This window comes from Plesiocystis pacifica SIR-1 (assembly GCF_000170895.1).
Taxonomy (GTDB): Bacteria; Myxococcota_A; Polyangia; order Nannocystales; family Nannocystaceae; genus Plesiocystis; species Plesiocystis pacifica.
Map to the genome: position 1 here is coordinate 1 of NZ_ABCS01000174.1, position 11,428 is coordinate 11,428.

Consider the following 11,428-nt stretch of genomic DNA (forward strand, 5'->3'; position numbering starts at 1 on the left):
GCCGCCGAGGACCTCGGCCACGGCCGTGGCGCGGCGCTGGACCACGGCGTGGCGGCTGAGCCCGAGCATGCGCCGGGTCAGCTTGGCGCTGCGCTCGGCGGCGCTGGTGACCATGGCCAGGAGCTCGGCATCACCTGGAATCTCGCGCAGCAGGTCGAGGCCGCCGAGGATCGCCGTGAGCAAGTTGTTGTAGTCGTGGGCCACGGCGCCGGCCAGGCGCCCGACGGCGTCGAGCTTTTGAGCCCGAATCAGCTCCGCCTCGAGGTTGAGGCGATCGGTCACGTCCCGCGCCGAGCCCCAGGTGCGCACCACCGCCCCGTCCTCGACCACGCCGAACACCTCGTTCTCGAACACCCGGGTCGAGCCGTCGGGGTAGTCGACCGACAGGCGAAAGCCGGTCAGCTCGTAGTTCGCGGCGCAAAAGGCCCGCAGCAGCTGGGCGTGGTTGGGCGGGGGCCGCTGCCAGACCTCGTTGGAGTGCTTGCCGAGGATCTCCGCGGCGCTCGCGTAGCCGTAGCCGATCGCCGCGACCTCGTTGCACTCGACGAGCACGCCGTCGGCCAGACCCTCGATCTGCGCCTCGATCGGCGCGTCGATGGGCACGGGCCGGACCATCTCCCAGCAAAACAGCGCCTCGGAGGTCCGGCGGAAGATCGAGCGCATCCGCTGCAACTGCGCCTCGAGGCTATCGATTCGCTCGCGCGGGTCTTCCACGGGCTCAGCTTACCGCGCGGCACGCACTGTCGTCAGCCGTAGAGAGCACGCCAGGGGCCCGCGAAGACCCCCGGCCAAGCGATGGGGAGGCCGACGGCTCAGCCGCGGATCGGCGGCAACAGTCGACGCAGCTGGCTGTCGAGCATCACCAAGCTGGCGACGGTGACGTCGCCCTCGAGGTCCCGACCGATGCGCTCTTTGACCTTGTCGAGGCCGTGGCGCTCGAGCATGGCCGGGATGGCCTCGATGCCCCCGCCCTCGACGAGCTGGGTCATCTTGTGGGCGTGGAACTCGAGCTGGCGCCCGAGGGACTGGACCGCCGGGCCGTCCCAGGGCGAGGCCAGCTCCATGCGCGAGATGGCCGACTGCAGCTCCGACATGCGCATGGCGTCGGACACCGCCAGGCGCAGCTCGAGCACATCCTCCGGCGCGCGGCCGAGGATGCCCGCGAGGGTCAGGGCGTCGAGGACCATGAGCAAAAAGCGGGTCCGGGCGACGGCCTTGGCCAGGGCCTCGGGCACGCCCGTGTCGGTCAAGCGCCGGGTGTGGCGATCGAAGCGCGAGCGGTGCCGGGAGTTGGGCGGCAGGAAGTCGACGACCTTGGCGAGCAGGCCCCGGGCCTTGTCCATGTCGAGCTTCGAGCCCTCGGCGATGGGCCCGAGCAGGTAGAAGGTCGCCTCCTCGAGGGCGAAGCCCAGGCGCTCCTTGGCCCGGTAGACCCCCTCTTGGGTGTGCTTGTTCTCGAGCTCGTGGAGCTCGTCGAGGAGCACCCCGATGCCGCCGAGCTCGTGGGCGTGGAGGTAGGCCACGGCCACGTCCCGGCAGCTGCGCCCGGTCACCGTGGTCATCTCGGTGAAGAAGCTGCAGCCGGCGTTGTCGACGATGCGGTTGACCGCCATGGTCGTCGCTAGCTCGCGGAACAGCAGGTGGTTGTCGATGGCCTCGTCGCCGGCGAGCTCGCGCACCCGGGCCGGGAAGTACTCGCGGACCAGGGCCTTGGACATGGCCTCGGGCAACAGCTCGTCGGCGAGCAGCTCCCGGTAGGCCAGCATCTTGGCGTGGGAGCCGAGCACCGCCGACTCGCACTTGAACAGGCCCTTGCCCTTGCGGTGGCGGTTGGCCAGGTCGTCCTCCTTCGGCATAGCGAAGGGCTCGGGGTCGAAGGGCACGTCGGCCTCGAGCAGCTCGGCGGTGCGGGCGTAGCGGAACAGGTCGGCCTCGGACCGGCGCACGTCGTAGCTGACCATGCGGCTTTGCGAGCGGTTGTTGTCGAGCACCATCTCGCAGACCTCGTCCTCGACCTCCTCGAGCACGGCGTTGCGCTGGTCCCGGGTGGTCGTGCCCGCGGCGAGCAGGGGCTGGAAGAGGATCTTGATGTTCACCTCGTGGTCCGAGGTGTCGACGCCGGCCGAGTTGTCGAGGAAGGCCGTGTACACGGCGCAGCCCTTGCGCGAGAGCTCGACGCGGCCGCGGTCGGTGATCGAGAGGTTGGCCCCCTCGGCGAACACCCGGCAGTTGAGCTCGCGGCCGTCGACCCGGACCGCGTCGTTGGCCTTGTCGCCGACCTCGGCGTGGGTCTCGTCGTAGGCCTTGACGTAGGTCCCGATGCCGCCCATCCAAAACAGGTCCACGGACACGCGCATGACCGCCTTGATCAGCTCGTCGCCGCTGATCACCGCGTCGGGCTCGAAGCCCAGCAAGGTCCGCGCCTGCGCCGAGAGCGGGACCTCCTTGGACTTGCGCGGGTAGACCCCGCCGCCGGCCGAGAGCGCCTCGCTCGAGTAGTCGGCCCAGCTCGATCCGGGGGTCTCGAACAGGCGCAGGCGCTCCTTGAACGAGAGCTCGGGGTCCGGGTCGGGGTCGACGAACACGTGCATGTGGTTGAAGGCCGCGAGCAGCTTGATGGTCCGGCTGCGCAGCAGGCCGTTGCCGAACACGTCGCCGCTCATGTCCCCGACGCCGATGGCCGTGATCACGTCCTCCTCGGGCTCGATGCCGAGCTCCCGGAAGTTGCGCTTGGTGACCTCCCAGGCCCCGCGCGCGGTGATCCCCGTCTTCTTGTGGTCGTAGCCGTTGGACCCGCCCGAGGCGAAGGCGTCGTCCATCCAAAAGCCCTTGGCCATGGAGATGGCGTTGGCCGTGTCGGACAGGTGGGCCGTGCCCTTGTCGGCGGCGACGACCAGGTAGGGGTCGGGCTGCTCGGTGTGCAGGATGCCCAGGGGGGTCTTGGTCTCGCCGTCGATGACGTTGTCGGTGACCGAGAGCAGGGCCTTGATGAACACCTGGTAGTAGTGGTCGCCGACCTTGCGCAGGCGCCGACGATCGGCCGGCGGGTTGCGGACGATGAAGCCTCCCTTGGCGCCCATGGGCACGATGAGCACGTTCTTGACCATCTGCGTGGCCATCAGCCCGTGGATCTCCGTGCGGAAGTCTTCGGGCCGATCGGAGAAGCGCAGGCCGCCGCGGGCCACGGAGCCGCCGCGCAGGTGCACGCCCTCCATGTCCGGGTGGTAGACCCAGATCTCGCGGTAGGGCTTGGGGTTGCGGCCGTAGCGGACCTTCGCGCCGTCGATCTTGAAGGCGAGCGCGTCGCCCTGGCTAGCCGCGGCCTCGTCGTCCACGTCCGCGCCGCCGACGATGAAGGCGTTGGTCCGCACCGTCGCCCGGACCACCTCGGCCACGGCCTGGAGCACGCGGTCGTCGGTGTAGTCGGCGACCGCCTTGAGCTCCGCGTCGAGGGTCCGGGCCGCGGCCGCCGGCTCGAGGGTCGACTCGTTGGGGTTGAAGCGGGCCGAGAGGTCGGCGAACAGCGCCTGGCTGACGGTGGGGTAGCGGACCAGGACCTGGTTGATGAGGTCCATGTCGAAGGGGACGTTGAGCTGGTGCAGGTAGGCCACGTAGGCGCGCAGCACGGTGACGCCGGCGATCCCCAGGCTCGTCGACCCGACCAGGCGGTTGAGGCGGTCGCGCCCCGCGTTGCCGGCGTAGACCGCCCGCAGGCCGTGGATCAGCTCGTTCGCGCGGCTGAGCACGGCCCGGTGCCGCTCCCGACGGACGTCGAGGCGGAAGGTGTGCATCTCGTAGCGGACCTCGTCCGGGAAGCGGACCTCGCGGGTGTACTGGTCGATCACCTCCACGCCGAAGCTGCCGATGACCGGGAGCTGGGTGCTCAGGGTCAGGGCGCGCTGGCTGTAGACGCGCAGGTTGAGGCTGCCCGGGTGCTCGCCGGTGCGCGAGATGAACAGGTCGCAGTCCAGCGGCATCCCCCCGCGCAGGTGCTCGAGGCAGCGCAGGTCGCCGACGAGGCGCTCGTCGCCGGCCCGGCGGCGGTGCTCCTCGCTGAACGCGTCGGCGTAGATCGCAAACAGCGCGTCGATCTTGGCCTCGGGGAGGGCCTCGTCGACGAGGTCCTCGCTGACGTAGGTGGTGATCGCCTCGCGCAGGCGCTCGTGCCAGCCCTTGGCCATCTCGTGGATGCGCGCGCGCAGCTCGTCGGTCTCGATGACCTGCAGGGCCTTGGGCGCCGTGATGTAGAAGTGCAGGATCGCGTTCTCGTAGCGGTCGAGGTAGACGCCGAAGTCCGAGTAGCTGGCCCCGAGCTCGGCGAGCATCAGCTCCTGCAGCTCCACGCGCAGCTCCTCCGAGTAGTGCTCTCGGGGCAGCGCGACGAACACGAAGGCGAAGCGCTTGCTGTCGCCGACCTGGATGTGCACGTCGGATCCGCCCTCCTCCTCGGCCCGCAGGATGCGGTCGGTCAGCTCCCACACGGCCTCGCGGTCCTCGGCCAGCAGGTACTCGAGGGGCAGGGAGTTGAAGGCGTTGGTGATGCTCTTGCCGCGGTGGCTGTCGACGCCCACCTCGTTGTTGCGCAGCAGGTCGCGCAGCGCCCGGCGCAGGTAGGGGATCTCTTCTGGCGGGGTGTGCAGGGCCTTGTAGGTGAACAGGCCGTCGATGACGGTCACGCCCGTGGGCTCCCCCGCGCGGTTGATCGCCGTGAACACGAAGTGCCCAGGCTTGCCGGCGCGGTGCACCGGCGACTCCTCGTGGCTGCGCTGGAAGCGGACCAGGCGATCGGTCGAGGCCCCCGCCGCGCGCAGCAGATCGGGCTCGCGGGTCGGGTGCGTGACCACGGCGGTGCCCAGGGTGCTGCCGGGGTCCGCGTCGCAGTCGTACTCCTCGACGGAGAAGATCACGTAGTTGTCGTCGCACAGCCAGCGCAGCAGGCCCTCCGCCTCGCGCAGGTCGACGCTCAGCTCCGCGTCGCTCATCGCCGCGGCCGAGGCGTACTCGTCGGCCAGAGTGCGGATCCGCGACTTCATGGCCGAGAAGTCCTGGACCATGGCCTGGGCGATGCGCAGGCGGTGGTCCAGGCGCTCGCGCAGGCCCTCGAGGCCCGCTTCGCTGCGGTCGTAGCCCTCGGGCGACCGGGCCTCGACGCGGATGATCGACTCGCGTGTCCCGGACCGGAAGTCGACCAGCCGGCCGCTGCGATCGCGGCGCAGCTTGGTCACCGCGTTGAGCGAGGTGCGGACCTCGAGGCCCTCGCTGGCCATCAGCGCGCGCACGGTGGAGACCAGGAAGGGCTGGTCCTCGATGCAGCTCTCGAGCACCACGAGCTCACCGTTGCGCAGCCGCACTTGCGTCTTGATCTCGCCGTGGCGCCGGGTCTTGAGCGTGTCGAGGACGAACTCCAGCTGGCCGACGAGCTCGGTCGTCGTCGTGTCCCGCAGGTCGCGGACGTCGATGGACGAGAGCACGGCCTGCGACAAGCTCGCTAGCTGGTTGAGGTCGGTCCCCGCCAGCTCGGGCGAGTAGGAGGCCAGGACCTCGCGGACTTCGTGGATGCGGCGGTTGCTCAGCTCGCGCGGAGACATCGGCGCAAGGTTCCGACGACCCTCGGACCTTTTCAAGGCGCTTTGAAGCGGGTTCAGCCCCGCGCGAGGGCCCGCGCGAGCCCGCGATCTCGAGCTTGCTCGCGCGCCTCGCCGCGCGGGCGGTGACGGCCCGCGGCGCCCCGCGACCGTGCATGTCGATTCACCGGGCTAGCCCGCGGCACAAGGCCGCGCGGACCTCATCATGCGCACCGCCATTCACGGAAAGGTTGTCAGGGGCGAGCAGCTCCGACATGTCGCCAAGCTGGGATTGCGGCCGATGGTCGACACAACCACGCGAGTCAACGCACCTCGGCGCGGCGTCCTCGAGCCCAGCTTGGCGAGCCTTCCACACCGGCGCGCATCGGCCACTGCCAGCGTCGCGTGCGTGGTTCCAGGGAAAGATCGATACTCTCCGCGATGTCTGACGCCACGCACGACCCCCGCCCCGGGCCCTGGCCGAGCCCCTCCCTCGAGGCCTACCTCGAGCGACGCAGCCGCGTGGCGGCGAGCTTGCGCGAGCGCGACGCGGCCCTGGTCCTCTACGGCGGAGAGCTGCGCACTCGGGCCAACGACACGGAGTTCCGCTTCCGCCCCGACTCGGACTTCCACTACCTGTGCGGCCTCGAAGAGCCCGGCGCCGTCGTCGTGCTGTTGCCAGAGGGCGACGGCGGCCACCGCTTCGTCGCCTTCGTCCGGCCCCGCGATCGCGAGATCGAGGTGTGGTCGGGCCGCCGGCTCGGGCCCGAGGGGGTCGTCGAGCGCTTCGGCGCCGACGAGGCCCACCCCCTCGCCGAACTCGACGCCCAGCTCCCGCGGCTGCTCGACGGCTACGACACGGTCTTCCTGCCCCTCGGTCGCTGGCCCGCCCTGGACGCCGCGGTCCACCGCGCGCTGACCTCCCTGCGCCGACACAACCGCACTGGCGAGAGCCCGCCGCGGCACCTGGGCAACGCCGAGGACCTGCTCGGGGAGGAGCGCATCGTCAAGGACGCGGCCAGCCTCGCCAGCTTGCGCCAGGCCGTCGACATCACCGCCGAGGGTCACCTCGCGGCCATGCGCGCGGCTCGGCCGGGCATGCACGAGTACCAGATCGAGGCGCTGATCGAGTACGAGTTTCGGCGCCGCGGGAGCAGCGGGCCGGGCTACGGCAGCATCGTCGGCTCCGGCGACAACGCGACCATCCTCCACTACGTCGACAACCGCTCGCCCCTGGGCGACGGCGAGGTCCTGCTCATCGACGCCGGCGCCGAGTGGGACTACCACTCCGGCGACATCACCCGCAGCTGGCCGGTCAACGGGCGCTTCACCCCGGAGCAGCGCGACGCCTACGAGGTCGTGCTCGCGGCCAACCTCGCGGGCATCGAGCTGGCCAAGCCGGGGAGCAACATCGACGCCATCCACGAGCGCTGCCTCGACGTGCTGTGCGAGGGCATGGCGAGCCTGAAGCTCATCCCCGAGTCGGCCGAGACCATCCGCGAGCGCAAGCTCTACCGCAAGTTCTACATGCACCGCACCAGCCACTGGTTGGGCGTCGACGTGCACGACGCGGGGCGCTACACCCTCGGCGGCGAGCCCCGAGCCTTCGCGCCGGGCCACGTCCTGACCGTCGAGCCGGGGCTCTACATCGCGGCCGACACCGAGGACGTCCCCGAGGGCTTTTGCGGCCTGGGCATCCGCGTCGAGGACGACATCTTGATCACCGCGGACGGCCACGAGGTGCTGAGCGCGAAGGTGCCCAAGCGCGTCGACGCCATGGAAGCGATCATCGGCGAGGCGCACCGCTGACGCGCGCTCGAGCCCAAGCTCGACCGACGATACGAACAGCTCACCAGCCCGAGGTGCCGGGCTCGCCCTTGAAGGGCCCCGCGAGCTCGCTCGTGACCCAGCCGCCGTAGAACCCGCCGGGCTGGGGACGGACCCGCTCGCCGCCGACGAAGCACTCGAGCTCGCGGGCGTAAAAGGCCAGGTGCCCCTGGAGCGCGGCGTAGTCCGCGAAGGGCTCGGGGTAGCTCCAGCCCACCCGCGCCAGCCGGCGCCCGCCGACGACCACGTCCCAATAGCGCGCGCTCCCCTTCCACTCGCAGCGCGACACGCCAGCGCCCAACGACGCCACGACGAGGTCGAAGTTCACGTCTTCCGGGGGCAGGTAGAAGGTCGGCGGGTGCGAGGTCTCGAGCAGTCGCAAGGCGCGCTCGGTGTCCACGACGACGGCATCGCCCAAGCGCACGAGCACGCGGCGGGGATCGGAGACCAGGGCCGGCGGGCGCGGGTAGTCCCACACCGACTCCTCGTCGGGTCCGGGCTCGCGCGCGAAGCTCGGGCGCCGTCGACCGGTGTTGGTCCAGCCCAGCCGTCCGCGGCGAGCCCACTCGGGGAGCGTGGTCATGATCGGGTCCTAGCAGCCCGAGCTTCGACGTCGAGAGGGCGCGGCGTCCGTGGCCACTGCGCACCCCGGATGGGGGTAAGCTGGGTCCATGGTTTGGATGCTCACGCATGGTCCGCGCTCCCTGGCTGCGCTCGCCTGCTCGAGCGCCCTGCTGCTCGGCGCGTGCGGGGGCGACGACGGCGGAGACGCTCCGGGCGCGGACGAGCAGTCCGAGGACGCAGGCGAGACGGAACCGGAACCGGAAACGGGCGCGGACACGAGCTCCGGCGAGAGCACCGAGACGCCGCCCAGCTGCGGGGGCACCTTCGAGGTCTCCGGCCCCGTCGGCGCCCCGGGCTACATCTACGTCGACGATCGCTTCACCGGCGTCGAGGCCCCCGGCGCGCTGACCCTCGCGCTCGGCAGCGAGCACACCATCGCCGTCGCCGAGCGGGCCATCCCCGGCGTCGACGGCCACTACTTCGAGCGCACCCTCGTGATCGAGGACAGCCTGTGCGAGCTGACCCTCGACCCCGGCGAGCGCGTGGGCCCCAAGACCTGGCGCGCCCTGTGGGTCGGCGTCGGCCAGGCCCAGGCGCCCGTCGACGGCCAGACGTGCACCAGCCAGGCCAGCGGCGCCGAGCTCGACGCGGCCTTCGCCGACTTCGAGTGGAGCCTCGACGAGCACTTCGCCCGCTACACCCACGGGACCCTCGACTGGGAGGTGGTCCGCCAGGACCTCGCCGGCCCCGTCGCGCTCAGCGGCGCCGAGGACTTCTTCGAGCTCCGCCCCGGCGATCTGGGCGAGGTGTGGGCCGCCGTCGAGCCCGGCGACTACGACGTGATCGTGGCGGCGTGGAAGAGCCGCGGCTCGGGCTGCACCATCCCCGGGAACTACTTTGGGCTGGGCTGGAGTCCCCAGGGCGAGACCAAACAAAGCGGCTTCGTGACCATCAAGTTCGACACCGACGACATCGCCTCGACCATCGCGTGGCACCACGAAAACGACCCGGGGGTGTGGATCCACGAGTGGCTGCACACCATCGGCGAGGCCTTCTACCCCAACCTCGGCGCGCCCATGCCCAGCCCCGGCGGCGACGGGCTCATCGTCCACGGCGCCGGGAACTACGGCTACAACCCGCCGTGGATGGTCTGGTACGAGCACTTCGTCAGCGGGCGCGTGGACGAGGGCGGCGGCGAGTACAGCGGCATCAACCCGACCAGCTTCGCGGCCTGTACCGTGCGTGACTTCGCCGTGGGCGCCTGCTCGGGGCTTTGAACCTTCGTGCGAAGGGTCACGGGGATGTCCGGAGAGCGTGTTGAGACAAACGGGCGTCGGGCTGCATCTTCCCCCGAATGACCACGCTCGCCCCCCGCCTCCGCGTCGCCTCCATCGTCTCCATCGTCTCCCCTGCCCTCTTGGCCCTGCTGCTCGCCCCCGGCTGCGACAAGTCTGGCGAGAGCGCGAAGCCGGGTGAGCGCGCCCAGGCCGACGCCGCGCCGGCCACCGAGGACGCCCCCCAGGGCCCGGCGATGTGGGTGGCCAAGGACGCCGACACCACCGTCTACATGCTCGGCACCGTCCACCTGCTGCCCGCCGAGCTCGAGTGGCGCACGCCCGCCATCCAGGCCGCCTTCGACGAGGCCAAGGTCGTCTACTTCGAGGCCGACGTCGCCAGCCCCGAGGCCCAGCAGAGCATGATGGCCGCCCTGCCCCGGCTCGGCACCTTCCAAGACGGGCGCACGCTCAGCGCGGTCCTCGACGCCGAGCAGCTCGCCGCCGTGCAGGGGGCCCTCGACGCCCTCGGCATGCCCCTGGCCATGGTCGAGCCCATGAAGCCCTGGCTCGTCGGCATCACCCTCGAGAGCCAAGCCGCGGTCAAGTCGGGCTACGCGGCCGACAGCGGCGTGGAGATGGTGCTGGGCAAGGAGGCCGCGGCCGCCGGCAAGCAGCTGCGCTACTTCGAGACCGCCGAGCAGCAGCTGGGCATCTTCGCCGCCCTGCCCGAGGCCGACCAGGTCGCCTTCCTCGTGCAGTCGTCCAAGGCCATCGTCGACGATCCCGACGCCCTCGACGAGCTCGTCGCGGCCTGGTCCACGGGCGACGTCGCCACCCTCACGGCGCTCGCCGAGGGCGACGACGGCGGCATGGGCAGCGAGGTCGTGACCGAGGCCCTGCTGGTCAACCGCAACCGCGACTGGGTCGAGCAGCTGACCACGCTGATGGCCGACGAGCCCGGGGTGTTCTTCGTGGCCGTCGGCGCGGCGCACCTCGCCGGCGACCAAGGCGTCCCGACCCTGCTCGGCGAGGCCGGCATCGAGGTCACGGGGCCCTGAACCCTGCGCCGCTCCCTTCGCGCACGCGAGCCCTCGGCCGCAGCTTGGCCAGGCGCGCCGGGCCGATGCCGTGGACCTCGATCAGCGCGTCGACGCTGCGGTAGGGCCGACCAGCGACGATGCGCGCGGCCAGGGCTGGACCCACGCCGGGCAGGCTCGCCAGCTCCTCGACGCTCGCGGTGTTGAGGTCGACGGGCTGGGCGAGGCGCTCGAGATCGTCGGGGTCCATGCGCCCGCGGCTGCAGTCGCGGGTATCGACGCGATCCCCTGGGGCCAACTTCTGGGTCGACGCGGGTCGACGTCCCCCGAGCGGGCCGACGCAGCCCTCGAGCAGCTCGTCGTCGCAGCGCAGGGCCCCGTCGACGACCTGAGCGCGAGCACAGGGCAGCGCCCGCCCTGCCGGCGGTGGCGGCGGGGACAGGCCTCCGAGGGCGAGCGCAAACGCGAGCGAGAGCGCCGCCAACGCGACACAGGTGGGCAAAAAGGGGCGCTTCGAGGGCACGGGCACACTTCCTCTTCGGCCCCCGGGCGCGGCGCTTTCCCGCGTCCACCGTCCCCCTCCCTCCAGGTGGATCACCGCCTGGCGAGGGCGGGCCAAGGGGGGTACAACCATCGGACGTGTCCGTCGAGGATCCCATCGTCTGCCAGTGCATCTGCGTGCGCGAGTCCGAAGTGCTCGACGCGATCCGTGGCGGCGCGGGCACGGTCGAGGAGATCGGAGACGCGTGCGACGCGGGCAACGGCTGCCAGAGCTGCCGGGTCATCCTCCGCAGCATGCTGCGCGAGCAGGCCAAGCGCGACCTGGCGCGCAGCCGAGCGCCCCGCTCCCTCCACCAGCTGACCCTCTTTGACGCCGTCGAAGCCGGCGCCCGCGGCCGTCGAGGCGCGACCCCGCAGGGGAGCCACCGCAAGCCCGAGGATCGCTGAGGCCATGGCAGCGGTCCCAGGCTCTGGACGCGGCTTCGCCTTCGCTGCCCTCGCCGTCGCCGCCGCCTCGGCCCCCCAGCTCGCCCACGCCGGCAACACCGAGCACGTCCGCACCCCCGTGCTGTGGCCCGAGGCCGCGTGCATCCAGGTCGCCGATCGCAGCCAGAGCCTCGCGTTCAGCTTCGCCTACACCATCCCCCACGAGGACACC

The 11,428-nt window shown here is 71.3% G+C and carries 8 protein-coding genes and 1 pseudogene; 5 read left to right on the forward strand and 4 right to left on the reverse strand.

What is annotated here, in order from left to right; all coding sequences use genetic code 11:
• On the reverse strand, positions 1-714 hold a 714-nt coding region (locus PPSIR1_RS39980), incomplete at its 3' end, for a histidine kinase dimerization/phospho-acceptor domain-containing protein (protein WP_006977033.1).
• 98 nt (positions 715-812) lie between these two features.
• Entirely contained in the window at positions 813-5,588 is a 4,776-nt protein-coding gene (locus PPSIR1_RS39985) for an NAD-glutamate dehydrogenase domain-containing protein (RefSeq protein WP_006977034.1), read from the reverse strand.
• A 417-nt stretch (positions 5,589-6,005) separates the two neighbouring features.
• Here PPSIR1_RS39985 and PPSIR1_RS39990 point away from each other — a divergent pair, with 417 nt between their 5' ends.
• Entirely contained in the window at positions 6,006-7,373 is a 1,368-nt protein-coding gene (locus PPSIR1_RS39990; protein ID WP_006977035.1) for an aminopeptidase P N-terminal domain-containing protein, read from the forward strand.
• Positions 7,374-7,413: 40 nt separating this feature from the next.
• Here the strand turns inward: PPSIR1_RS39990 and PPSIR1_RS39995 are convergent, their stop codons facing one another.
• Positions 7,414-7,974, reverse strand: a complete 561-nt coding sequence (locus tag PPSIR1_RS39995; protein ID WP_006977036.1) for a DUF427 domain-containing protein — start codon at positions 7,972-7,974, stop codon at positions 7,414-7,416.
• 88 nt (positions 7,975-8,062) lie between these two features.
• Here PPSIR1_RS39995 and PPSIR1_RS40000 point away from each other — a divergent pair, with 88 nt between their 5' ends.
• Together PPSIR1_RS40000 and PPSIR1_RS40005 are read left to right on the forward strand one after the other, a co-directional pair.
• On the forward strand, positions 8,063-9,232 hold the full coding sequence (locus PPSIR1_RS40000; protein ID WP_157596488.1) for a hypothetical protein: 1,170 nt from the start codon (positions 8,063-8,065) through the stop codon (positions 9,230-9,232).
• Between the two features lie 77 nt (positions 9,233-9,309).
• Positions 9,310-10,290 (forward strand): TraB/GumN family protein, encoded by a 981-nt coding sequence (locus tag PPSIR1_RS40005; RefSeq protein WP_006977038.1) that lies wholly within the window; start codon positions 9,310-9,312, stop codon positions 10,288-10,290.
• Here the strand turns inward: PPSIR1_RS40005 and PPSIR1_RS51430 are convergent.
• Positions 10,277-10,492: pseudogene (locus tag PPSIR1_RS51430) on the reverse strand (ComEA family DNA-binding protein); the annotation flags it as partial. The gene PPSIR1_RS40005 and the pseudogene PPSIR1_RS51430 sit on opposite strands and share 14 nt — an antisense overlap.
• 416 nt (positions 10,493-10,908) lie before the next feature.
• On the opposite strand from PPSIR1_RS51430, the gene PPSIR1_RS40015 reads away from it, so the two are divergent.
• Both PPSIR1_RS40015 and PPSIR1_RS40020 read left to right on the forward strand, forming a co-directional pair.
• A complete protein-coding gene (locus PPSIR1_RS40015; protein WP_006977040.1) occupies positions 10,909-11,217 on the forward strand; it encodes a (2Fe-2S)-binding protein in 309 nt (102 codons plus the stop codon).
• Between the two features lie 4 nt (positions 11,218-11,221).
• Positions 11,222-11,428 (forward strand): hypothetical protein (locus PPSIR1_RS40020; protein WP_006977041.1); only part of this gene is annotated, 207 nt, incomplete at its 3' end.

Coding starts and splice junctions, on each gene's coding strand:
- PPSIR1_RS39990 (WP_006977035.1), top strand. CDS start 6,006: ATGTCTGACGCCACGCACGACCCCCGCCCCGGGCCCTGGCCGAGCCCC.
- PPSIR1_RS39985 (WP_006977034.1), bottom strand. CDS start 5,588: ATGTCTCCGCGCGAGCTGAGCAACCGCCGCATCCACGAAGTCCGCGAG.
- PPSIR1_RS40005 (WP_006977038.1), top strand. CDS start 9,310: ATGACCACGCTCGCCCCCCGCCTCCGCGTCGCCTCCATCGTCTCCATC.
- PPSIR1_RS40000 (WP_157596488.1), top strand. CDS start 8,063: ATGGTTTGGATGCTCACGCATGGTCCGCGCTCCCTGGCTGCGCTCGCC.
- PPSIR1_RS39995 (WP_006977036.1), bottom strand. CDS start 7,974: ATGACCACGCTCCCCGAGTGGGCTCGCCGCGGACGGCTGGGCTGGACC.